The sequence below is a fragment of the Aliikangiella coralliicola genome (assembly GCF_007004725.1).
Classification (GTDB): domain Bacteria; phylum Pseudomonadota; class Gammaproteobacteria; order Enterobacterales; family Kangiellaceae; genus Aliikangiella; species Aliikangiella coralliicola.
Map to the genome: position 1 here is coordinate 56,472 of NZ_ML660169.1, position 25,262 is coordinate 81,733.

Below are 25,262 nucleotides of genomic sequence, written 5' to 3' on the forward strand. Positions count from 1 at the left end.
CATTAACCAAAACCAACCTGATAATAAGCCACAATTCAGCGATGAAGCTCACAAGAAAAATGGGCGAACACTATTTTCTCGCATCTGTTAAGTGTAGTTCATAATTCAGAAAACCTCTGTTGGCCTATAAATGCGTCAACTAGATGGCTCGTTGGCAAAAGTGGTGTTATTAGTAGACTCGCAGTCAGCTATTGGTCAGGGGAATAATGTTTTAAGAAGTTCGACAAAAACGGCGCCATTATCGCTGTGAGCGCGACTATCATGCCAGCTAACAAAAATGAGGGGAAATTAATTGGCATCAATAAAAACGGGCGGTAAGCCGCCCGTAGAAATATAGATTACTTTGAACCCGACAAATGAAATAACGGGTTAAAATTTTTTATTTTTGATTAGCCAGGAACAGCCAGGTTTCAAGCACAGTATCGGGGTTGAGTGAAACGCTATCAATCCCCTCTTCCATTAGCCACTTAGCTAAGTCAGGATGATCGGACGGCCCTTGCCCGCAAATACCAATATACTTATTCGCTTTGCGACAGGCTTGAATCGCCATACTTAAGAGCTTCTTTACCGCAGGGTTTCTTTCATCAAATAAATGAGAAATGATGCCGGAATCACGGTCAAGCCCCAATGTTAACTGAGTTAAATCATTCGACCCAATTGAGAAACCGTCAAAATACTCTAAAAATTCGTCTGCCAACAAGGCGTTAGAAGGCAGCTCACACATCATAATCACGCGTAAACCATTTTCGCCGCGCTTAAGTCCATGCTTTTCGAGTAATTGAATGACCTGAGCAGCTTCTTCAAGTGTTCTGACAAATGGGATCATGATTTCAACATTTTCCAGCCCCATCTTTTCCCTGACAGTTTTAATGGCACGGCACTCAAGTTCAAAACAGTCTTCGAACTCTTCAGAAATATAGCGTGAAGCACCTCTGAATCCGAGCATGGGATTTTCTTCTTCCGGCTCGTATAGATGACCACCGACAAGGTTTGCATATTCGTTAGACTTAAAATCAGACATTCTGACGATCACTTTCTGCGGTGAAAACGCAGCACCTAGCGTTGCGATTCCTTCGACTAATCGGTCAACGTAGAAGCTGACGGGGTCAGCGTATCCAGCCATATGATCACGAATGGATTCTTTGAGATCTTCATCGTCGAGGCTATCAAACTCCAGTAAAGCCCTCGGGTGAACACCTATCATTCGATTGATAATAAATTCTAACCGCGCCAAGCCGATGCCAAAATGTGGCAATCGCGCGAAATCAAACGCCCTGTCAGGGTTGCCGACATTCATCATAATCTTAAAAGGAAGGTCAGGCATATCGTCAACCTGGCTGTGACTTACATCAAAATCAAGCAGACCTTCATAAATATTGCCCGTATCGCCCTCTGCACAAGAAACTGTGACTTCCTGTCCAGCACTGATGCGACTGGTTGCGTCGCCGCATCCAACGACAGCCGGAATACCAAGCTCGCGTGCAATGATCGCGGCATGACAGGTTCTGCCGCCTCGATTAGTAACGATTGCCGAGGCGCGTTTCATAATGGGTTCCCAGTCAGGATCAGTCATATCGGTAACTAATACATCACCTTGCTTGACTTGCGACATTTCTGATAAATCAGAAATCACCTTCGCCTGACCCTTGCCGATTTTCTGACCAATAGCGCGACCATCCACTAAAACATCAGACTTATCAGCCAGAACAAATCGTTCTATTACACGACCGTCATCACGGCTACGCACAGTTTCTGGTCTGGCTTGAACGATGTAAATTTTGCCATCAGCACCATCTTTAGCCCATTCGATATCCATTGGTCTGTTGTAGTGCTTTTCTATAATGACTGCTTGCTTAGCTAGCTCTTCAATTTCTTCCGGTGTAACACAATATTGTTGCCGCTGAGCGAGCTCAACCTCAACAGTAGCGACAGACTTGCCATGGCCGGAGTCATCGGTATAAACCATTTTGATAGCTTTTCCGCCAAGGGTTTTACGAATAATGGATGGCTTCCCTGCGGCAAGCGTTGGTTTATGAACATAAAATTCGTCAGGGTTAACGGCTCCCTGCACGACAGTCTCACCCAGGCCGTAAGCACCGGTGATAAATACCACATCAGAAAAGCCTGATTCTGTGTCGATAGTGAACATCACACCGCTTGACGCAATGTCGCTGCGCACCATTTTTTGAACTCCTGCGCTCAGTGCAACTTCAGCGTGCTCAAACCCTTGGTGAACGCGATAAGATATCGCACGATCATTAAACAAGGACGCAAAGACTTCTTTTAATGCCAGTTTGACATTTTCCCAACCACGCACATTGAGAAAAGTTTCTTGTTGCCCTGCAAAAGAAGCATCAGGTAAATCTTCAGCAGTCGCAGAAGAACGCACCGCCACGGCAAATTCTTCATTCGAATCACCTTTTAGTGCCAGGTATGCCTCATAAATGACTTTCTCTAATTCGGGCTGAAATGGTGTATCCATCACCCATTGGCGTACTTTACTGCCGGTCACAGCCAACGCATCAACGTCCTCAACATCCAGAGTTTTCAATTCCGCCTGAATTTTGTCATGTAGACCGCTCTGAGCCATAAAATCTCTAAAAGCCTGAGAAGTCGTTGCAAACCCGTTAGGCACACTCACGCCCATATTGCTCAGATTGCTGATCATTTCGCCCAGAGAGGCGTTTTTGCCGCCCACTCGGTCGACATCGTTCATTCCTAAACCATCGTACCAAAGCACATATTCTTGCACAGCCAGTCACTCCTAAAGTCGTGTTTACTATCGTGGAAATAGGAACCGTTACAGTCACTCTGTGTCAGGTTCCAGTTGCCGATAAATCCCTTGCGTGTTTAAATTCGATCCTTGGAAACCGGCTATTTTACTGCAAGGGCGCAAAAATATGAAACGGAAGGTGTTTTTTATCTCAGACAGAACAGGAATAACGGCAGAAATGTTTGGTCAATCCCTGTTATCCCAGTTTGAAAATGTTGCATTTGACGAAACGACAATTCCCTTTATCGATACCATAGCTAAGGCAGAAGAAGCCTGTCAGGTCATTAAAAAAGCTGAACAGGAAAGCGGACTACGCCCTATTGTATTTGATACCATCGTTACCCCTGAAATCCGACAAATCATTCAGGCGAGCGGCGCCCTGGTATTAGACTTTTTTCATACCTTTATAGGTCCACTAGAAACCGAACTTGGCGAAACTTCTGGGTTCAGGGTGGGTAAAACCCATTCTTTGAGCGATGAAGAAGCCTATGACCATCGGATCGAAGCGGTCAACTTTTCGCTCAATAATGATGACGGTGTGACAACTCGCCACTATGACAAAGCTGACGTCATCTTAGTGGGGGTATCACGCTGTGGAAAAACGCCGACATCGCTTTACATGGCGATGCAATTTGGGATTAAGGCGGCTAACTATCCATTTACTGAAGATGATATGGAAAAATTACGTCTGCCTATCGATCTGAAGAAGCATAAAAGCAAAATATTCGGCTTAACTATCAACCCAAACCGGCTTCATGAGATTCGTACAGAAAGACGGGCCAATTCCAGGTATGCCTCTCTCAAACAATGTCAATACGAAGTGAGAGAAGTTGAGTCTCTTTATCGGCGAGAAAAAATCCCGAACCTCAATACAACCAGCCGCTCTGTAGAAGAGCTTGCTGCGAAAATATTAGCGACAACAGGGATCAAGCGCTCGGTGTTTTAGTATTAATTTTACCGATCTTAAAGTTGAAGTTATAAAAAGGTCTTTGTTGTAACTACTTGATCTGGATTTGGGACAAGAGCGTAGGTTAGTTAATTCAGGGTAGCTTTTCCAGTTTCTTTTCTTCTGTTTTATCTGCAATACGTTGTTGAATATATTTTCTCGTTACTCTATCCCTAAAGCCACTTTTGACAACAACATCGAGTGAGCGCTGAATTTTATCGACTAACTCATCCGGCGTTTCTTTATTAACAGCGATATAGTAATCGGCATGAGCAATAGTATAAGCTTCGCAAATATCCGGTAAACTGAGATCATTTCGCGAACGGCGATAAGCAACATTCAACTTTGAAGTAGGAATCAAATCTATCCTGTTTGACATTAGCATTCGCTCTCCTTGCTCTTCCGACTCATAAGAAAAATAGTGGACGTTATTTACAAACCCATTTGCCTTTAAATAACCTTCGACCGATCCACCTCGTGCCACACCCATTTTATATTTTTTCAAATCTTCAATACTGTCTGCTTTGATATCGTCGCGCGACAATAATCGATAAAAAGTAACATCTTGGCGATAAAGCGGTCCTATCCATTTAAAAAGAGATTCTCTTGGCGCGATTCGGTTGGTAGTAAAAAGTAATGTGTTTTTATGTTTGAGCGTGGTTTTGTAAGCGCGTTTCCAGGGTAAAAGTTGCATGTCGTAGCTGACGTTGGCATGTTCTAGTGTCGCCTTTACCAACTCGGTACTAATCCCAACAATTTCGTTATCTTTCGAAAAGTTGAACGGCACCCACTCTTCAGTTAGCACCAACACCCGTTCGTTTGCCATCGAAGGCAAAGCCATTAGCGAAACGAATAACAATATTAGATGTGAAATCTTTTTCATTTGCAACCCGTCAACAATCTCAAATAAGAATGTCGAATATCAACAGCTCAAGTAACACTTCGACTTTGTTTTGCCTAAAAGTTCATAATAACAATAACAATCTTTTCAGCAATTACTTAATCATGCCTTTGTCAATATAATTAACCCAAGATGTGACCCACATCACGTTAAGCCTTACAAATAATAAATGGTAAAGGAATTTAGTTAGACATTTCAGACTTCAATGAGGACCAATAAGTGACTTTGCTAATGAGTTTATCTGCCTTAACCGGCTTGGCAAGATAGTCATTCATACCCGCTTTTCGACATTTCTCTTCATCTTCTTTCATTGCATTTGCAGTTAACGCAATAATTGGAACATCACTCGCTTTTCCTTCAAATGCACGAATTTGTTGGCAAGCATTAATACCATCTAACTTGGGCATTTGCATATCCATGATAATCGCGTCAAACCTATTTTTTCGCGCCGCTTCTACCGCTTTTTCTCCATCGTCGACTATAGTAATTTCGGCATTCAGTTTTCTTAAGATCCCTAAAACAACCCGTTGATTAACGATGTTATCTTCAGCAACTAATAATTTTATTTTTGGTGATGTTTCCACTTCTGATTGAGATGCTTTCATTTCCCGGCTAAACGAAGCGTTCGGTAATTTGTCGCTCGTCTTTTCTTTTTGCTGGGAAGCAAGCTTTAAATCAACGGTAAACCAAAATTGGCTACCTTGTTCGAGTTGGCTACTACAGCCAATATCACCGCTCATCAATTCAACTAACCGTTTTGAAATCGCCAGTCCTAATCCAGTCCCACCAAAATTTCTCGAAGTGTCTTTGCTAGCCTGGCTAAATGGTTGAAATAATTTATCACGAACATCAGGTCCAAACCCGACACCAGTATCAACAATTTTAAAATGAAACAGTTGTGTGTTGGCGGAGCGTTTTTTGACACTCAGAGAATCACCTTCATCTAAATATAAACTGACTTCGCCTTCTTGAGTAAATTTAAGTGCATTGCCTATCAGGTTGAGCAAGATTTGTCCCAGGCGGCCTTCATCGCCAATAACAATATTATTGATGTTTTCCGGTAAGTAAAAATTAAGTTCGATCCCTTGCTCATTTGCTATCGGCTTCATCATTTTCTGTATGCGGCGGCACATTGCGATTAAATCAAATTTTTCTTCGACTAAAACCAGCTTACCAGCTTCAACTTTTGAAAAATCCAGAATGTCGTTAATGATCGCCAGCAATGCTTCAGATGAAGTTTTAACGGTTTGAGCATATTCTAGCTGCTCTTCTTTCAACTCAGTTTCAAGCAACAAGTTAGTCATACCAATCACACCGTTCATTGGCGTTCGTATCTCGTGGCTCATCACCGCTAGAAATTCAGATTTAGCTGAATTCGCTTTTTCCGCTCGCAATTTTTGAACGCTGAGTTCTTCGGTTCTTTCTTTAACTCTTTCTTCCAATAGTTGCTGTTGTTTTTTTAGAGATTCTTTAATTTGATATTGTTCGTCCAGTAATTCGTTATAGGCTTCTACAACTTCGCCAAGCTCATCATTTCTTAATTTTTTCGCCGGGTGCTGAATACCTGAACGTCGCGTTTTTTGAATTGAAGAAAGAAGATTGTTAAGTGGAGCGCCAACCGAATATTTAAAACCAACCGTGACGCCCCAGATCACGACACCAAATAAAAGCAATACCTGCACAGTTGTTTGATAAACGCTACGTACAATTTCTTGCTGTAGTTGCTTGGTATTAAATTGAAAAAGCAGGTAACCTATATTGAGTTTTTCCCCCGAGTTCTCTAAAAAAATAGTTTGCTTGATTAATAAACGATCATCATCCTCTTCATCCTTGACACCACTTTGCGCGATTAATTTATTGTCTTCATCAAAAACTGCAGCGTATTGAAACTCGGTGAAAGCACTAAAACCATCCAAAATATTGCGAACTTGCTGCTCATCAATTTTCCATACTGATTCACTCAAAACCAGACTCTGGCTCTTGGCTATATTCAATTCCTTAGTACGTAATTTTTCGAGCGACTCTTTATACTGGAGAAATTCAAAAGTGGCTAGTAGAGAAACGATAGCGACAAAAATGATAGGCAACAATCTCAGCAACAAACGATTGCGCACGCTAAAATAGTTTTTTTTGTCAGTTGTTATCATTTACATCAAACCATCAACCCAGCATCAACCCCTAAAATCACTATCCATTCAATGACTTTCACATGTGTTCGTACGTAAAGCGAAACTAGCTTTAAGTATAAGACTTATAGTAGAAACTTCAATTTTCAAACAACTAAACAAAAACCTCACCTACTTTCAGCGCCAAATAGCCGAATGTGCCTTTTATTAACAACCAGGCAAAAGATGAGCAATATGGTCGCTTTGCAGACTTAGTTTTTAACGTGATCGGACAAAATATCAGCCAAAGCTATCGTTCAGGAAAGCCGACTGACCTGACTCGGGTTAGAATGAAAACACATAGAAATATTTTTTCAAAGTAAAATAATTACTATTAAATCGACGGTGAATATTATTTACTCAAATTTGAGCAAGTAGTATTTCAATATAGGTGGAAGACAGTTTGAATAATGGAACAATTATTAAAATACGGCAGGTTGCCTTTGGAACCTCGGGCAATACAACGCAATTAGTTATAGGTTTGGTTGATAAAAACTTTACAAGAAATACTCAAGAAATCTGAGAACGTACCAATCGTGCATATTTACTGGCCAGTCTAAACTTTCTCAATCGAATCGGCACACATCATTTCGCCAGGATCAGACTGACCAGCATTTAGTGACTACAAATTAGTGAGTAATAATTTCACCTTCGACATTTTTCATCGAAAGACCACCACTACCTGCTTCAATGACGGTTAATCCGGCAGCAAGAGATTCGACTCGAATATCACCCGAACCATCGTCGATAGTAACGTGTCCCTTGGCCGATTTCACAACCAAACCGCCAGAGCCATCTTCAACATCGACTTTCCCACCAATATCGAACAACTCTATTCCGCCAGAACCGTCTTTAATATCGACCGACTCCCCGGCTCCGTTAATTTCAATGCTTCCTGAGCCATCATGAATTTTGATACTACCGGTGATATCAGACAATTTTATATGCCCGGAGCCATCCTCAATATTGACGTTCGCTGCAATTTTTGTGGCATTAATATGTCCTGAACCATCATCAATCCGAAGATCACCTGTCAAATTTTCCAGTTCAATAAATCCAGAGCCATCCTCTATTTGCAGCACCAATGCTTTTGGCATTTTTATAGTCAAATCGATCTTGGGACTATCACCAAACCAGTTATTGGTATTACTTGGATTTGGATCGGCAATTAAAACAGCTTTACTGCCTTTTCGGTCTAAGGATAGTCGATAATCTTCATCTTCAACCGCAATTTCCGCAACCACTTCAATCGAGTCGCGACCCTCTTCCCCCTCAATTTTCAAGAACCCGGCTCTGGCGTCTATTTCAAACTTATCTAAATCTTTCGCATCGAGAGATAAGGTTTTAGTGGTTTCATATTCTATACTGCCGGCAATTGCTGTACCGCACACCGCAGCGAAAAAGGTGATTATCGTAAAAGGCAAAATAGCGGAAGTCTTAGTCATCAAATTATACCCCGTGTTGTTATTTATCCGTTGATTGGATCGAAAACCTGCTCCGTTTAATCAATCAGGCCTGCTTCAGATCATCAGGCAAACTGTTTCAAAACGAAATCAAAACCAGGCGCTAATACTGTTTAGCAATTGATATGCCATAGCGAAAGCCCGGTGGTTTAGCAGATTAGACGTAATAAAAGGCGATTTGGTTGGTGCTTTAATGCAAATAGTGGTGAAAATAACAAAAAAATTAGTCAGGACCTGAGATATAACCGAATCATCATAAATTGCTGCACTTTGAGATTGGAGTCCATGAACAATTAAAGTAACGGGGCAAAAAAAAACCACCTAAAATAAGGTGGTTTAAACTTTATCGGAGATTCTATTCTAAGCTTTCTGCATTAAGTTCATAACAGAGAACTCTTCAGGAAACCCGATTGCCTAACTAACAACCGAAGGGGAGTTACATTCTCTGTTAACTATGACCGGGTGCCAGGCAATAAGTTCAGAATTTCTTAAGGATTTTTTCACTTTTTATATAATTTTCTGAAAATCAATAACTTATCGATTAATTTTATTCCGATACACCATCTAAATCGGTTTGCGTATCGCTTACGCAAAACTTTCCTTTATCGTTTTTCGCAAGCCTTCCCATTGCCACCTCTGAATCATGGGTGAAAAATAATCTCGCTTTGCGTTCAATCAACTGAGTTAGCAGCGTTTCCTTTTCATCGATGAGCAATTCGGCATACCTGTCATAACCCATGGTGATAGGTAAGTGCACCCAGGGCACGCCGGGAATTAAGTCAGCGCAAAAGACAACTGGCCCATCAGGCATCAAGACTTCTGCCAACATCATTCCCGGTGTGTGACCATTGCTGTAGTAAAAGCGATAATCATCACCAAGAATTGGGTGGCTGTCACCGTCAACAATATGAACATTATCCCTGGCTTGCAGTAGCGACATTAAATGTGGAACAAACGATGCCCTATCTCGATAATGCGGGTTTAATGCCCTTTCCCAGGCTTCTTTGCCAACAAGTATCGCAGCATTTGGAAATAAGAGATGAGGGTCCTCACCTTCTTTCCATTCACTTAATAAGCCACCAATGTGGTCAAAATGTAAGTGGGATAAAACTAGAACATCAATATCTTCGTGGGTTAAGCCATGTTTCTCAAGAGACTCCAATAAAACGTGGTGGGACTCAACAATGCCGAACCTGTGCTTAAGTTTTGGTTCGAAAAATGCGCCAATTCCCAGTTCAAATAATATATTCCGGCTTTTCCCAACAACCGGATCTGACTGCTTTACTAATAGCGCCCGGCAAGCCAGATCAATTCTGTTTTCTTCATCAACCTCAACCCATTTTTGCCACATGGCTTTTGGCGCGTTGCCAAACATAGCGCCACCATCCAGCTTTTGTGAATTGCCATTAATTGAGAACAACTTCTTCATTACTTTTTCCTACGTCAGTATCGTCATCAGATTGATCATCAGCCAACTTTTCAATTTTGAAGTGAGTAATACCATAAATAACAGAGATAATCGGGTTAACCAGGTTGAAAAAACAAAATGGAAGATAGGCAAAAGTAGAGACGCCCAGCGTCGCAGCCATGTATGCACCACAGGTATTCCACGGAATCAACGGCGAGGTAATAGTGGCTGAATCTTCCAAAACTCTCGATAGATTCTTCGGATGAAGCTTTCGCCTCTTAAACTCCGCCCGATACATTCTCCCGGGTAATACAATGGCAATATATTGATCACCAGCGATAATATTGGCACCAATACAAGTGCAAATCACAGTGGTCACTAAAGAACCTGTACTTGACACCAAACTGAGCGCACTGGTGACCAGTCTTTGTAACAATCCTATCTTCTCTAACACCGCGCCAAAAGTCATTGCGCAAAGAATGAGCCAGACAGTCGGATTGAGCATGCTAAGCATACCGCCGCGACTGAGTAATTCATCAACAGTGGCATCACCGGTGGTCGATTGATAACCTTTCGCCATCGCGCGCCAGACCGCATCAATTGCGCTCACCAGATAGCTTCGTCGGCTTGCATCAACCTGAAATACCTGACCATCTTGTTCAACAGAAATAATTTGTGAAGCCTTACTTTCAACTAGTAGTCCGTCGGCATTCAATGTTTCTCCGTTCTCCATTTTGAACTCAAAAACTGCGGCGAGTGTATCTGGAGATGATTTTGACTGAGTAAAAGATACAGAGCATTCTTTCACTTTTCGACTGTTAGTCCCCTCAGCGACAGCTGACTCAGCAGCAACAGCATCGCACGAATATATTGACGCAGAGACCATTCTTTCAATCGACGCGCTCTGGAAAAAAACAGCAAATAGCCCGCCAAGCAATGCGCCAACAAACAGTGTCGGAAATGCAGGCATCTTTTTATAAGCGAGGAACAATACTAAGAATAAAGGGATTAATGAGAGAAATGAAATTGAAAAATTGGTTTCGATCACGCTCAAGGTAACCGCCAACCCGTCAGACGCTCCCGACACATCTTCAGTCAGTCCTAAAACGCCAAAAACAACGATAGCAATGAGTATGCTTGGTCCGGTAGTCCAGGCCATATGCCGAATATGAGTAAATAACTCGGTACCAGCTATCGCCGGTGCCAGGTTAGTTGTATCGGAAAGCGGTGACATTTTATCGCCAAAATAGGCACCGGAAATAATCGCACCTGCAGTGATTGGTAATGACATCTCCAATCCAGCGGCAATACCAATTAATGCAACGCCAATTGTTCCTGCCGTCGTCCAGGAACTACCAATGCTAACCGCTACCATCGCCGAAATAATGCATGCCGCGGCATAAAAGATACTCGGGTCAAGAACTTGTAGGCCATAGTAGATCATGGTTGGCACAGTTCCGGCCAAAATCCAGGTGCCGATCAGGGAGCCAACCATTAACAGAATTAATATGGCACCCAATGCCATCGAAATCCCTTGAATAACTCCCTTCTCCAACTCCACCCAACTGTAACCATTTTTATAGCCAATGATCATTGCGATGCCTGCAGCAACGAGTAAAGCAATCTGGTTTGCGCCGTAAGAAGAGTCATCCCCATACAACGATACTGAGGTCGCTAACATAACAATTAACGCGATAACTGGAATCAGGGCATCAACTAAACTCGCCTGTTTTTTATTGCTATTCATAAATAAACCTTTCGTCGTTATTGTCGTTTAAATGCTTGTTGATGATTGCCTTTTAGCTCCCAATAGCGGTCCCTTAGTCGGGTTGCTCTAGAGACTAGTGGTTGCTTTTGCCCTTGGATAAAAACAACATCAGGATTTGAAGTAACCTCTAGCGGATCGCCGTCCCAAACAACGACGTCAGCATCCATTCCGACTTCCAGTTGGCCGTAGTTAGCAATTCCAAATGTTTCAGCGGTATTAATTGTCATGGCTTCAATGGCCACCTCTGGTGGTAATCCGTAAGCAACCGCGTTACCGGCCGATTGACGTACAAGATAAGCATTGTGACTACCGCCACCAGAAAACAACAACTTTACGCCTGCCTGATATAATTTGAAAGCGCCATCAAGACGAATTGACAATGACTCAAAACTGGGCAGGTTTCTGATAGGATCAATGATTACCGGAACCTTAGCGTCAGCCAACTCTTTAGCAACTGTCCAGGCTTCCCCACCGCCTGAGATCACCAGGTTAAATCGATGGGTCTTGGCTAATTGAATCAGCCTCAAAATATCGTCAGCGCGGTTGGCGGAAATTACCAGAGGAATCTTTTTATCCAGTACCGGATAAAGTGCTTTAAGATCAGCAATCGACTGACTGAACTCCCACTTGAACCCTGGTAAATAACGATTCTCATTTTTTCGCAAATAACGAGCATCTTCCAATGCTTGTGCCAGTTTCTGCATCGCGGCAGCTCTAGAGCCGCCGGATTTACCCGCACCACTTGCCCCATAACTAGCAGCTTGCAATACATTTTCCGACAAAATTCCCTGCATGGTAGAGTGAAGCGCTATGGCCGCGCCCTGACCGGCAAAAATAGAATTACTAGAACGTGGCATCACAATTGCCCGAGTCAATCCATTAATTCTGTTTTGTGGGATTAAAGTTGAGCGAAAATTAATCGCGGCGGCGATATCAAATGAAGCGCCCGCACCCGGCATTTTGGTCGCGGCATCCACTGTACTAGATACCGCGCTTATTTCAACCAAACCTAGATTAGTTGAAGCGTTAATCAGGCCCGGAGTAACATGCTTATTTGCTGCCTGAATGACTTTGACATTACTGCCCGCCGTTAAATTTTGGCCAATTTGAGCTATTTTGCCATTGCGAATCAATAAGTCAGCGTTATTCAATTTACCTTTAGCGGTTGCGGTATGTAGAGTTGCATTTTTTATCAGGTAATTTTTGTTTGCTGATATATTCGATTGATTGTTAGCAAGTACATTTTGTGAAGTCATCACAGAAGAAAGTACGCTTACTCCCAGACAGGTCAGTCCAATTTTTATAAGCCTCATAGTCTTTCTCCTTGTGGATCCACAATGCCAAGGTCAAAATCACTGACCGGATTTTTTTGTTTATTTAAACGGTCATAGGTTAAAGCACCATCAACAAAGACTTTTTCCGCTTTCGCATAAACGCTGAAAGGATTTTGATCCCACAGGACTATATCTGCCATTTTATCGGTTTCAAGACTTCCAACCTTCTCGCTTAAGCCAATCGATTTCGCAGGGTTTAATGTGATCCAGCGAATCGCATCTTCTGGTTTAAGTGACAGGCCTTTTTTATTTCCCGCCGCCATTGCTTTTGCGGCCTCTTGATTTAGATGTTGGATACCAATCGCAGAGTCGGAGTGGACAATGGCACAAGCATTCGCTTTATCAACCATAGCGACGTTTTCTCTGACAGAATCATAAGCTTCGTGTTTAAAGCCCCACCAGTCAGCCCACATTGCCGCACAAATATTATTCTCTGCCAGCAAGTCGGCAATTTTGTAACCTTCCACCGCATGATGAAAAGTAGAAATTTCGTAGTTAAATTCTTTAGCCACATCGATCATAACCGCCATTTCCTCGGCCCGATAACAGTGATTGTGAATCAGTACATTGCCGCGTAACACTTCAGCTAAAGTTTCCAGTTTCAAATCTCTTTTTGGCTTGTCTTTTTCCTCTCCCTGTTCAGCCGCTTCATAATACTTATCCCATTTTTCTTTATAAGCTGTCGCATCAATCCAGGCCTTTCGATAGCCGGCAACATTTCCCATTCTTGTCATTGGCGCTCGGCCTTTACTACCGTAAACTCTTTTTGGATTTTCTCCACAGGCCATTTTCAGCGCATGAGGCGCGTCGGGAAACTTCATTCCCTGAACTGTGATCGAAGGTACATTTTTTAAGGTCACCCCACGACCACCAATTAAATTACCTGAACCCGGCAAAATCTGTAGACTAGTGACACCACCAGCTCTAGCTAAATCAAACCCTGGGTCTTGGGTCCATACAGCATGTTCAGCCCAAACCTGCGCAGTAACCGGCTCGGTCATCTCGTTGCCATCTTCATTCGCTTCATGTGACGGTGAAGGATAAACACCAAGATGGGAGTGCACATCAATTAACCCAGGAGTGACCCATTTTCCCTTGCCATCATAGATGGTGATATCTTTAGGATATTGAAGCGTTTGACCGACGCCTTTTATTTTTCCTGACTTGACCCAAACGGACGTATTCTCATGTCGCTCACCATTACCCACTAATACCGTCGCATTAGTAATAACAAACTCTTCTGAACCAAGTGGTTGGTAAGTGGAAACATAGACAGGTTTCGGCTTTTCAACTTCTATTTTTTTTGCAACTTCTTTTTCCTCGCACCCGAGCAATGAAGCCAACAGAGCGGGAATAACCAGTAATTTTAATTTCAAGTTAAACTCCAGATTTTATGATTTTGTTTTTAATTCAATTGTTATAATTTTATTTTGTAATTATTTTTTGTTGCTTTGCGTAAAAGCCTTATTTAAAGGGAATATTTTTCAGTTTCTAAGCGGCCTGATAACTTGACCGCATAGAATGTTAATTTGCAGAACGGTCCGTTCTATAACGAACCAATTATCCTAACAATATGTTGATTAACTTCACACCGAAGAAACTATCCAAAACAGTAACGAGGAAAATAAGCCCTAACAGTAGCGGACAGATATAACTCAATGCAAAGTTGACATAAGACTGCAACCAGCTTCCTTTTAAGTGCGAATCACCGTGAGTTAACTCTTCGTTAAAATTCTCTTTTTTCCAGACATAGATCGTGAACACTGCAATTAAAAATCCACCGAGTGGTAAAAATAGGTCATTAGCAATTAAACCGACAAAGGTCATGAAATCTAATGTCCCAGTTCCTGGTAAACTCGCAAACTTACCAAGCGCTTCCACCGCACCATTTGACAACAATGATGGTATTCCAACAGCAAAAATAATCAGTGCAACAATCCAGGTTGCTTTTGAACGCTCAATTTTATGCTCATCAACCATATAAGAGGTAGGAACTTCAAGTAATGAGATAGTTGAAGTAAATGCCGCAAACGATAACAACAAGAAGAAGAGTCCGCCAATAACGACCCCTAAAGTACTGCCAAGAGATTCGAATACACCCGGTAAAGTAATAAAAATTAATCCAGCTCCACCATCGGTTTCAATTCCCTGTGAAAATACAAACGGGAAAATCATGAATCCAGCTAATACCGCAACCCCGACATCAGTTAGCGTAATTAAAGACGCGGAACTAACAATATTATCTTCTCGATTAACGTAACTTCCGTAAGTAATCAATGCCCCCATCCCCAGAGACAATGAGAAAAATGCCTGGCCTAACGCGGAGTAGACTACCTGACCGGTTATTTGGCTAAAATCTGGAACCAGGTAAAACTTCAGCCCTTCGACGGCATTGGGTAACGTCATGGCATAAATGATTAAACAAAGAACCATTATGAAAAGTGTTGGCATTAAAATCTTGGCAGCTCTTTCAATCCCACCGGAAACCCCTCGAGACACAACGAAGGCTGTACCGCCCATAAACAGAATACTGTAAAGACCAACGGAGATATAATCAGCGGTAAAATCGCCAAACATCTTACCAATGCCAAAATTACCAGTAACCATTTCGACAAAGTAACCTAGCGCCCAAGCCGCGACAACATTATAAAACGAGAGTATCAGGACACCACTCGTCAAACCTAGATAGCCGATAAACGCCCATTTGTGATACCCAAGCGCTTTGAACGCCCCAACAGCATTACGACGAGTTTTTCGCCCTATTGCAATTTCGGCAACCAAAACAGGAAAACACAGCACAAAGCAACACGTTAAATACAAGACAACAAAAGCAGCACCGCCCCCTTGTCCTACTTCAAAGGGAAACTTCCAGATATTACCCAAACCAACAGCGGAACCTGCCGCTGCCAGTATAAAACCCATTCTTGTACTAAATCCGCCACGCTGAACCGCCATTTTTTATCCTTCTTTGTTATAAGTATTGGTTGGTTATGGCAAGTCACTCGCGATCTAACGAATCCATTGCCAAAATGCCCTAAATTCCTCATGAGACCACAGATTGTATGGTCTCGACAAGAGGAATAATGCAAATTTTTATTCTCGTCTGATCAGAGTGCTTAAGAGAATTCTATCAATCGTTGCAATTGACCCAGCTTAAAGGTAGTTTTAGGCAAACCTGACCGCAGACAATAGACCGATTTCATGCGTATTAACAAAACTTTTCTCTTTTTATTGATGCTAGTGAGTGCAAATACCTTGGCTGATAACAACAAAAACCTTAAAAGTAATACCGCCAAAGGCAATATTGCCATTGCAATTCACGGTGGTGCGGGAACAATTTTAAAGGCCAATATGACGCCTGAGCTTGAAAAAGCTTACCACGCAAAGTTGGCGGAAGCCCTTAAGGCTGGTTATCAGGTGTTGAAAACAGGCGGCTCAAGCGTGAATGCGGTGCAAGCCGCGATTGTCATTATGGAAGACTCCCCTTTGTTTAATGCCGGTAAAGGTGCGGTATTTACCCATGACAAAACCAATGAGTTAGACGCTTCTATTATGGAGGGTAAATCCCTTAACGCCGGTGCAATATCGGGCGTATCAAGAATAAAAAACCCCATTAAGTTGGCTACTTTGGTGATGAATAACTCGAAGCATGTCATGCTGAGCGGCCAAGGTGCAGAAGAGTTTGCCAACAGTCAGTCTGTTGAACTGGTTTCCTCAGACTATTTTCATACCGATCGTCGTTGGAACCAACTATTAAAGTTGTTAAAAGATGAGCCCGACTCATTCAAGCTATCCGAAGATAAAGATGATAAACATGCTCAGCAAAGTAAAAACCCTCAAGATTTGAACAACGAACACAGTGCAAAAACAGCTCAATTAACTCAGTGGCCAGATGATGATAAGTTCGGCACCGTTGGAGCGGTGGCCCTGGATCATTCGGGAAATCTTGCTGCGGGAACTTCGACCGGCGGTATGACCAACAAAAAATTTGGTCGTATTGGTGATTCGCCGATTATCGGCGCGGGAACTTACGCAGACAACCAGGCCTGCGCAATATCAGCCACCGGACACGGCGAGTACTTTATTCGCGCCGCAGTCGCCCATGATATTTGTGCCAGAGTGAAATACAAGAAGGTATCTCTACAACAAGCGGCAGATGAAGTCATACAAGAAAAACTCAAAGCGATGCAGGGCGATGGTGGTATTGTCGGCATGTCACCAACCGGCGAGCCAGTGTTTTCTTTTAATTCCTCAGGAATGTACCGTGGTTACATCGATAAAAACGGCAAAATATTCACGGCTATTTACCAGCACTAAAAGCAATGACGTGGCAGTGCAAATATAACTTAAATTAAACTTTTAGGTGCATTTGCTGCTGTCCCGCGAAACGACCTCAAACTAAAAGATATCAGTCAAAAGCACGCCAATGCCTAATCTGGAAGTGGAGTGATCATAGTCGATAAGACTCTCGCCATAACCATGAAAATATTGAGCGTAGCCTTTAAATCGTTTGCCCATTGGGAAAGTCCAATCTAATTGAATCGCGCCACGGTTATCAGAGCGTAAGTTATTACGTAACATGATTCCAAAGGTCTGAGTATCCCAACGATACAAACTCGTGAATTCAAAGTACCCCATGTATTTATGAATATCAGGGTTATCGTCTCCATCTGCCTGATTGGGTTCAGTTTTTCTGTCTTCCGGAATTCTATACCAGGGCTTAAACATAAAAATCCAGTCGTTATTTTCCCACACAAACTGAGCATAAAGCCTGTTCCAGCTTCGGGACAGTGGTTGAGAACGACCGTTTGATTGGTGCTCGATGCCGATGACATTAACCAGATTAGTCCATTCACCCACCTTGAAATCATTCATAAAACCATAAAAAATCTCTGGCTGATAATTTGTTTCTCGAAATGGTGATGAAACCTCACTGTTATACATTTGCCAATAAGACTGGATGGTAAAGCCAAAAAATAGAACGTCTTTTTTCTGGAATAACGATTCGGCTAATGGCGCTTTAAAACTCAGTTGAAACTTCGCCTCGAAGTTATCTAATTCAGCATCGCCGGCCAAATTCTCAAATGGAGAAGCATTCGGATTATTAACGTAACTGATCGGGAGGAGATAATTGCGCTTATGGGGTGTAATAACAGCAGGATTATCTCGAGTCTGCTGTTCCTGAACAATTCGCTTCTCTAACGCCGATAACTCTCTTTCCTGAGTATTTTTCTGTTCAGTAACCTGTTGTTTACAAAAAGCTTTAATCTCATCGACGGTAAGATTCTTATCAGACTCCTCGATTTTCTGGATATAACACTCTCTGGTAGCCTCTGAAATTTCGGTCGCAATCGCGTTTTTGGTAGTTAGTCCCAAGAACACTATCAACATAATAAAGTGAGATTGTTTCATTATATATATGGTTTTTCTTCTAATACTTTTCTATAGTCTTAAGAGTAGCAAATGCTACAACACAAACTCGTTTTTTGGGAATCGTTGTATAAAGGAGTTGCATATGTCAATTCAACAAATTCCAACAATTTTGAAGACTATGAGTCCTCAATTTAAGGAACAAAATGCAATTAAAATCACTTCATCGCAATACGATATGATGAAGGAAGTTATTCAGGACTATTGTCGCACACATGACGCTCCGCGCCTATATGGAATTTTGGGCCGGATTAACCGCCGCATGAAACAGGCCAACAACCCTCACCTCTGGCAAACGGAGTTTGAGTATTTCGCTTCCAGCATGATGGAATCACTCAAAGAAAACCGTTATTGCCGCGATGACGACACTATTGATGATATTAATGAAATCTTCTCTCGTCGCAACAATGATTCGTTACCAGGTAACAATCGGCATAATGACAAATCTCAAATATTAAGCATATTCGGCTAGACTTTTTGGTCTGGGCATTATTGCTTAACGAATAAAAAACAGTTTAACCAATCGCTCTCCATTTAAGCTCAATTTAAATGGAGAAAATTTTTGCGCTTCGTTATCTGCGTTTCATAATTGCACGCAACGAACAAGTCGAATTGCGCCAGCAAGCTACCACCAGCTTTTATACTACTCTGCTGAATGCTAACGCTATGCGAGCACTTCAATTAACTGCTACAATTGCGCCAAATTAATCATCGAAAGAAACCGCTATGTCATTTGAAAATACCATTGCCGTCGTTAGTGGCGGGGCATCAGGCCTTGGCTTAGGTGTCATTAATCGAATAGTCGAACAAGGTGGCAAAGCCGCTATTCTGGATATCAATACTGAGCAAGGAGAAGCTGTTGCCGCTCAACACCCTGAGCAATTAATGTTTATTAAAACTGATATTAGCAATGAGCAAGAGGTTGACGCCGCGGTTGACCAAGCCGTTGAAAAATTTGGAAAAATTAATCTGGCAGTGGGCTGTGCCGGTATATTAGGCGCAGGACGTTTGATCAGCAAGAAAGGCCCTATGCCCGCTTCATACTTTCAAAAAGTAATTGATATTAACTTAATGGGAACATTCCTGCTAACCCGCGCAGCGGCGAAACATATGCATGACAATCAACCGGAAAGTGGCGAAAGAGGCGTGATTGTTCACACGGCTTCAATTGCTGCATTTGAGGGGCAGTTCGGTCAAGTTGCATATTCTGCGACTAAATCTGCAATCGTTGGAATGATGTTGCCGTTGGCGAGAGAGTTTTCTAAGTCAGGCATTCGCTGTATGGCCATTGCCCCAGGCAGTTTCGAAACACCGATGATTGCTGACGTTCCCGATGACATTCGCGAGCAACTTTGCGCAACGGTTCCCTTCCCTTCTCGTTTTGGCAAAGCCGAAGAGTTCGCCCAACTGGTTCAGCAAATTGTTGAAAACCAAATGTTAAACGGAACTGTGATTCGTCTGGATGGTGCTGCTCGACTGCAATAACTGTCACCGTGAAAACAGTTATGGTGAAAACTGTCACTGTGAAGTGAGTCGGTGCGTTAAAATGGAATATTAAGTTGCCGACTCATTTTTTGACGATTTTTTTCGGGAAATCGAATACCAATCCCGAGAAGCCTGATGGGATCGGGATATTGGTCACGTAATCGTTTAAACAATGCCAGTAATAATTTCACGTCTAACCCCTGAGATATGGATTCCGCAGTATGAAGCCTGAATTTATCGGTTTTAATTTTGACGTAAACTTTCCTGATTTGCTCCGCGTTACCAACACGTTCCAGCCGCCTGGATAAACTGGAGACCAGTTTAAGCAATTGGTTTTCGCAGTCATCCCATCGGCTGATATTTTCCTCAAAAGTTGTTTCTACACTCACCGACTTTCTTGACGAGTGCGGTTTTACCTTCCTCGGATCGATCCCCCGGCACAAATCAAAAAGATATTTGCCGGTTTTGCCGAATTTGTTGATTAGCAGCTTTAGCTCTACCTTTCTCAACTCGCCGCAGGTCAGTATGTCCATTGCTTCAAGTTTTGCCGACATCACCTTACCAACACCGTGAAGCTTTTTAACCGGCAGAGTTTCGATAAAATCCATTTCTTCTTCCGGTAATATCACTTTCAATCCTGCGGGCTTATTCCAATCACTAGCAATTTTCGCCAGGAATTTACAGGTCGCGACACCGGCTGATGCTGTTAAGTTGGTTTTATCAAATATCTCCTGACAGATTGCTTGTGCAATCCAGGTAGCACTTCCATGACAATGGGGAGAGTCGGTTGTATCGAGATAAGCTTCATCGAGGGATAAAGGTTCAACAAGTTCGGTATATTGATGAAATATTTTGCGAATTTTTTGTGACTCATCTTTGTACTTCGACATACTCGGTTTTACAAAAACCAAATCAGGACAAAGTCTAGCCGCCTGGGCTGAAGGCATTGCAGAATGAACACCAAAGCGGCGCGCTTCATAGTTGCAAGTCGCAATGACACCGCGCGAATGGGGCCGTCCACCAACAGCGACAGGCAGATTGGCTAAGCTTGGGTCGTCTCTTTGCTCAATTGCAGCGTAAAAGCAATCCATATCAACATGAATAATCTTGCGCATTGGACCTGCTGACGTATTTATTATTTAGCTAAGATCTAATTAATAAAAGTACTAACTAATCAAAGTACTAATTAACTAAGACACTAATTGTATAAGTAGCTATAATATCACTTTTTAAGATAGTGAGAAGTAATTCTTAGATTGAATTGGTGGTATTAAGCAAGAAATCGATATTTTTTTGGCAAAATAAAGCTGAGCAGCGGTCGCTACAAGGGAATATTGACTTTAAACCAGGCTCCCCCCAGATCACTATCGTCAATTTGAATATCTCCCTGGTAGGTTTTTATAATATCCATCACTATCGAAAGCCCCAATCCTTGACCTTCGGCTTGTTGATCAAGTCGTTTACCTCGATCCAGAATGAGTTTACGCTTCTCGGCAGGAACTCCCGGCCCATCATCTTGAACGCTCAGTAATAACTCCTCGAGGTTTGAACTAATATCAATTATCACTTTAGACGCCGCCCACTTGCAGGCATTATCTGCAAGATTTCCAACCAACTCCATCAAGTCCCCCTGCTCGCCGGGGAAAAATGTCTCGCTGCCAACATTAGCGTCAATGGAAATATTTTTAGCGGCATGAACTTTTCGCAACGCGTCGATTATTTTATTCGCTTCAGGTTCAACCATCGACTTTCGACGCATGGTTTGACCCGCAGTAACCACTGAGCGGTTTAACTGGTATCGAACAATGTCGTTGATCCTTTCCACCTGCTTTATCAATTGTGTCTGCTGTTGAGAATCAGGGAAGTTTTGTAGCTCGCTATTTATGACCGCTAAGGGGGTTTTTAAACTATGGGCGAGGTTGCCCAAAGTGTCTCGGTAGCGCTGTTTTTGTAATGCCTCACTTTTCAGCAGCAGGTTAACGCTGGTGGTCAAAGGTGCGAGTTCCTTTGGAAACTCTCCTTTTACTCGATCAGCATCACCACCACTAATTAACTCAATTTGCTGTTGCGCGTCTTTCAATGGGTTAAGTGAAATATTGAGCGCAAACACCAACACAAAAATCAGAACAAACATGGTTATCCATAACCAGGTGGCTATTTCCCTTTTATACTCCCTGACCTGCGCACTCAAGATTGACTGTTTTTCGCCAATCAAAAAAAGATACTCACCTTCCATCTCATTTTCATGTTCCCAAACAATCCTGTCCCCAATCCAGAACATCGCGCGCCCATCGAGCGTCGACTCGGTTAACTTTTGCAAGGAATAGTTCAGAGAGATATCGGGAAGCACCGCATAAGTGTCGCTAGAGCGAGAGCGCCAGATTAAATCACCGTCAACATCGAGTACATAAGCAACCAACCCCGAATTGAGATGGTTGAGCTGATCGTTTCTGAGTATTTCTGGAATTGTTAATTGCGCATCCCTGTCTTCAGCAACCGCCATGAGGGCGTATATTTGCGCAGTTAGGCTCTCTTGAATTCGAGCTTTGCTTGCGCTGGTGTAAGCTGTTTTAGTAACTAGATAAATAATTGAAAAAGCTAGCATAAGCACCAAAGCACTCACAATACTCATTCGTCTTTTTAACGACCAGCTTTTCATAAAATAGCTCAGGAAACGTATTCAGGGTTTAATCGATACCCCTGGCCTCGCAATGTCTGAATCAACTTTAGATTTTGGTCAGGATCAATTTTCTTACGTAGTCGCCCGACAAAAACTTCTAAAACATTGCTGTCACGATCAAAATCCTGCTCATAGATATGTTCTGTTAGCTCAGTTTTTGAGACAACTTTTTTGGGATTTAAAAATAAATATTCAATGACTTTATATTCATAGGCCGTCAAATCGATCACAGAACCGTTTTTAGTCACAGATTGCGCCATCGTATCCAATTCAATATCAGCAAACTTAATTGTCGGCGAGGCAAACCCAGCACTTCGACGCAACAACGCATTGCAGCGTGCGAGCAATTCTTCAAATTGAAATGGCTTAGCCATGTAATCATCTGCGCCAGTGGATAAACCTTCCACCTTATCCTGCCAGGAATCTCTAGCGGTAAGTACAATGACCGGTAGTTGATTGTCTTGTTCGCGCAACTTAGCAATCATTTCCAAACCAGACATACCAGGAAGACCGATATCAACGACGGCAATATCGAGCGGGTATTCCGATGCAGTAAAAAGTCCGTCTTCTCCATTTTCAGCGGCTTCTGTGGCGTAACCCGCATTTTTAAAGGAGGCGACAAGGTTTTCTCTAAGACGTAACTCGTCTTCAACAATAAGTACTTTCATGGTAATTATCTACAGGCTTTGATGGATATGTTCTTGATACGTTTTTCGCCGACTAATACTCTGACTTTATATTCAGAGTTTTTTCCTTTGCGCTTTAATTTGACACTAACAACTTTACCGCCAGTTTTCTTTTGCGCTTTCTTAACCGCATCCTTACTTGTAATGAGTCGACAATCTTGCGCTTTAGCGCGGACACTTTCTTGTGCATTGACATTGAATCCCATTCCTGTAAAAAGAAAAAGAATGGTTACTAAGATTCTGAGTTTGCACATAAGTTTCTCGGCTTCAATAAGTTCAGTTTTATTTGCTTGGTTTAGCTGAAAAAGTACTGCTACTACACATTTTAACAGCGACTCTATCAGTCTGTAACGGTTGAGACAAGGGACAATTGCTAATCTTACCTTACTTACCTTAAGCAAATGTTAAACCAAGCTTAACGTCAACTAGCTGAACTCTAACTGAACTTTGCGGAAAGTGCCGCCCGGCTCTGGTTTTATCCATCGGTAAGCAGCAAAAGCCTGAAAATTCAGAGACTATGATGAACGAAAAGGCAGCCGAAAGAAATGTTCATCGATAATGACCCAGCGGTGGATTCACCGTCTGGATAGAAAGACATCTGGATAAGATTGGTCAAATACGATTAGCTAAGCAACAAGCTGTTTTGCCATAACGTCCAGCGTCTCAGATTCTGATTGAATATCTTCTAAAACCATTTCGACAGTAGGTTCGTCGAGTGAGAGCAACTCCAAAGTCGATTGAGGAACCGCAGTCTCAACAGAATCTCCAATATCCAGCCGCTTCAACATTCTGTTCGTCACCAGCACGATATTTGAATAAACCGCGTGTTTACTCCAGAACTCTTCTTGATGATGTCGGCGAACCGCAACAATTAACTCATCAGGCATATGCCAATTATTCATCAACCAGGCGCCAATTTCCTCGTGAGTAACGCCCAAAATATAAAACTCGATGTCTTCCACAGCTATATGAGGATTTGCCTGAATGGTGTCATTAATCAATTTAAACTGCGGAGGGAATATATGGCCAAGCAATAGATGACCAAAATTATGTAACAAGCCACTTAAGTAGATTAATCCGCGCTCGGGTCTCTGCTTAACGGGCATTGCCCGGCAAAGCTTTTCGGCTAAATTGGCCGAGTAGATCGCCTGACGCCAAAATTGCCTGATACCTAATGGGCCGTCCATCGGCACTTTCAGCGATTTACCAATTGAAATTCCAAGGGCCAGATTCATCACTAACTCAAAGCCTAAAACTCTTGCAATTGCAGTTTCTACCGAGTCGACTTTTCCCTGGTAACCATAATAAGGAGAACTCGCCCAGCTAATCACTTGCGCAGCCAGAGATGGATCGCGACAAACAATTTGTGCAAGACGGTTCGCATCAGCGCTTGGATCAACCCGCAACTTCATAATATCTTGAGCAATTTCAGGCATTGCCGGTAGATCAAATGTATCGTCTATGCGCTGTTTTAACCGAATTGGCGTAAAGCTCACGTCAAGTTCATATTTTCCTGCATCAGCGTTTCTGCCAGCATAAAGCCGCTCTGGAGTGGACGCAAAGTCTTTCACTTCACAATCCTTGAATACTTTTTCTATTGACGCTTTATCAAGCTGAATGATGGCATTCGGATTACCGCTTTCCATATATAACTCGGGTAATTCAAGCACACTAGAGTCAACTACAAAATGGACATCAAATCTACCGGGTAAGGGTGGAAAGCTAGTCTCAGAACAGCTATCGAAGATTTTAGCCGTTTGCTCATCATCCATGACATTAAACTCATCCTGCATCTGATCAGAAATCATCTTAATATCTAATAAATGCTGATATGGCAAAACCGCCAATACCGTTTTAGCAGCCCCCTTCAATGCAACCGTCCGAACCAAATTGGCTGACTTGTCCCGAAGATGCCAGGCAGTTTGCTGAATATCCATAGATTCTGGCAATTCTATTATCTGACACTCAATATCTTTTTCTTCGAAATATTCACCAATGGATTTTGGAATAGCCAAACTGCGCACCTTTTTTATTTAATAACATTACTTAAAATATAGTCAATTTTTCAGACTGATCGTGATAATTTGCTAAAGAAGTGAGACATAAGTCTAAAATAAGTTCAATTTAAAACCATTTGCTTTTATCAGATTTGATTCTGAGGTGAAATTAACAAAGATATAGCATACCTCAGTGCTACCTCAAAATGCCGGTATATTGATTCAG

The 25,262-nt window shown here is 42.3% G+C and carries 19 protein-coding genes; 4 read left to right on the plus strand and 15 right to left on the minus strand.

Annotated elements, in window-relative coordinates:
* Positions 1–379: 379 nt before the first annotated feature.
* Entirely contained in the window at positions 380–2,752 is a 2,373-nt protein-coding gene (gene ppsA, locus FLL46_RS21040) for a phosphoenolpyruvate synthase (RefSeq protein WP_142933399.1), read from the minus strand.
* 148 nt (positions 2,753–2,900) lie between these two features.
* Here ppsA and ppsR point away from each other — a divergent pair, with 148 nt between their 5' ends.
* Positions 2,901–3,719: a posphoenolpyruvate synthetase regulatory kinase/phosphorylase PpsR gene (gene ppsR, locus FLL46_RS21045; RefSeq protein ID WP_142933401.1), complete on the plus strand. Its 819-nt coding sequence runs from the start codon at positions 2,901–2,903 to the stop codon at positions 3,717–3,719.
* A 94-nt stretch (positions 3,720–3,813) separates the two neighbouring features.
* Here ppsR and FLL46_RS21050 read toward each other — a convergent pair whose 3' ends face one another.
* The 8 genes from FLL46_RS21050 to FLL46_RS21085 form a co-directional block, all read right to left on the minus strand.
* Positions 3,814–4,602, minus strand: coding sequence for a substrate-binding periplasmic protein (locus FLL46_RS21050; protein ID WP_142933403.1), 789 nt, complete (start codon positions 4,600–4,602; stop codon positions 3,814–3,816).
* A 200-nt stretch (positions 4,603–4,802) separates the two neighbouring features.
* Complete coding sequence (locus FLL46_RS21055) at positions 4,803–6,767, minus strand: response regulator (RefSeq protein ID WP_142933404.1); 1,965 nt, start codon at positions 6,765–6,767, stop codon at positions 4,803–4,805.
* Positions 6,768–7,414: 647 nt separating this feature from the next.
* A complete protein-coding gene (locus FLL46_RS21060) occupies positions 7,415–8,230 on the minus strand; it encodes a DUF4097 family beta strand repeat-containing protein (protein WP_142933407.1) in 816 nt (271 codons plus the stop codon).
* Between the two features lie 565 nt (positions 8,231–8,795).
* Positions 8,796–9,677 (minus strand): MBL fold metallo-hydrolase, encoded by an 882-nt coding sequence (locus FLL46_RS21065; RefSeq protein ID WP_142933409.1) that lies wholly within the window; start codon positions 9,675–9,677, stop codon positions 8,796–8,798.
* The gene (locus FLL46_RS27710; RefSeq protein WP_246119369.1) at positions 9,655–11,403 is read right to left on the minus strand and encodes a Na+/H+ antiporter NhaC family protein; all 1,749 of its coding nucleotides are present in this window, start codon (positions 11,401–11,403) and stop codon (positions 9,655–9,657) included. The genes FLL46_RS21065 and FLL46_RS27710 overlap by 23 nt, the downstream gene beginning before the upstream one ends.
* A gap of 17 nt (positions 11,404–11,420) precedes the next feature.
* Positions 11,421–12,737, minus strand: coding sequence for an amidohydrolase family protein (locus FLL46_RS21075; protein ID WP_142933410.1), 1,317 nt, complete (start codon positions 12,735–12,737; stop codon positions 11,421–11,423).
* On the minus strand, positions 12,734–14,134 hold the full coding sequence (locus FLL46_RS21080; protein ID WP_142933413.1) for an amidohydrolase: 1,401 nt from the start codon (positions 14,132–14,134) through the stop codon (positions 12,734–12,736). Before FLL46_RS21080 ends, FLL46_RS21075 begins: the two co-directional genes overlap by 4 nt.
* Before the next feature lie 184 nt (positions 14,135–14,318).
* A complete protein-coding gene (locus FLL46_RS21085; protein WP_142933415.1) occupies positions 14,319–15,713 on the minus strand; it encodes a sodium-dependent transporter in 1,395 nt (464 codons plus the stop codon).
* 246 nt (positions 15,714–15,959) lie between these two features.
* On the opposite strand from FLL46_RS21085, the gene FLL46_RS21090 reads away from it, so the two are divergent.
* Positions 15,960–17,075, plus strand: coding sequence for an isoaspartyl peptidase/L-asparaginase family protein (locus tag FLL46_RS21090; protein ID WP_142933417.1), 1,116 nt, complete (start codon positions 15,960–15,962; stop codon positions 17,073–17,075).
* Positions 17,076–17,156: 81 nt separating this feature from the next.
* Here the strand turns inward: FLL46_RS21090 and FLL46_RS21095 are convergent, their stop codons facing one another.
* Positions 17,157–18,170 (minus strand): phospholipase A, encoded by a 1,014-nt coding sequence (locus tag FLL46_RS21095; RefSeq protein ID WP_142933419.1) that lies wholly within the window; start codon positions 18,168–18,170, stop codon positions 17,157–17,159.
* Positions 18,171–18,273: 103 nt separating this feature from the next.
* Here FLL46_RS21095 and FLL46_RS21100 point away from each other — a divergent pair, with 103 nt between their 5' ends.
* The gene (locus FLL46_RS21100; protein ID WP_142933422.1) at positions 18,274–18,660 is read left to right on the plus strand and encodes a hypothetical protein; all 387 of its coding nucleotides are present in this window, start codon (positions 18,274–18,276) and stop codon (positions 18,658–18,660) included.
* Between the two features lie 254 nt (positions 18,661–18,914).
* Positions 18,915–19,673 (plus strand): SDR family NAD(P)-dependent oxidoreductase, encoded by a 759-nt coding sequence (locus FLL46_RS21105; RefSeq protein ID WP_142933424.1) that lies wholly within the window; start codon positions 18,915–18,917, stop codon positions 19,671–19,673.
* Between the two features lie 56 nt (positions 19,674–19,729).
* Here FLL46_RS21105 and dinB read toward each other — a convergent pair whose 3' ends face one another.
* From dinB to FLL46_RS21130, 5 genes are all read right to left on the minus strand, one after another.
* Positions 19,730–20,788: a DNA polymerase IV gene (gene dinB / locus FLL46_RS21110; protein WP_142933425.1), complete on the minus strand. Its 1,059-nt coding sequence runs from the start codon at positions 20,786–20,788 to the stop codon at positions 19,730–19,732.
* Positions 20,789–20,994: 206 nt separating this feature from the next.
* Positions 20,995–22,332: an ATP-binding protein gene (locus FLL46_RS21115; protein ID WP_142933427.1), complete on the minus strand. Its 1,338-nt coding sequence runs from the start codon at positions 22,330–22,332 to the stop codon at positions 20,995–20,997.
* Positions 22,333–22,340: 8 nt separating this feature from the next.
* Positions 22,341–23,021, minus strand: coding sequence for a response regulator transcription factor (locus FLL46_RS21120; protein ID WP_142933429.1), 681 nt, complete (start codon positions 23,019–23,021; stop codon positions 22,341–22,343).
* A 5-nt stretch (positions 23,022–23,026) separates the two neighbouring features.
* Positions 23,027–23,293, minus strand: a complete 267-nt coding sequence (locus tag FLL46_RS21125; RefSeq protein WP_142933431.1) for a PepSY domain-containing protein — start codon at positions 23,291–23,293, stop codon at positions 23,027–23,029.
* 372 nt (positions 23,294–23,665) lie between these two features.
* On the minus strand, positions 23,666–25,054 hold the full coding sequence (locus FLL46_RS21130; protein WP_142933434.1) for an aminoacyl-tRNA deacylase and HDOD domain-containing protein: 1,389 nt from the start codon (positions 25,052–25,054) through the stop codon (positions 23,666–23,668).
* Positions 25,055–25,262: the final 208 nt, after the last annotated feature.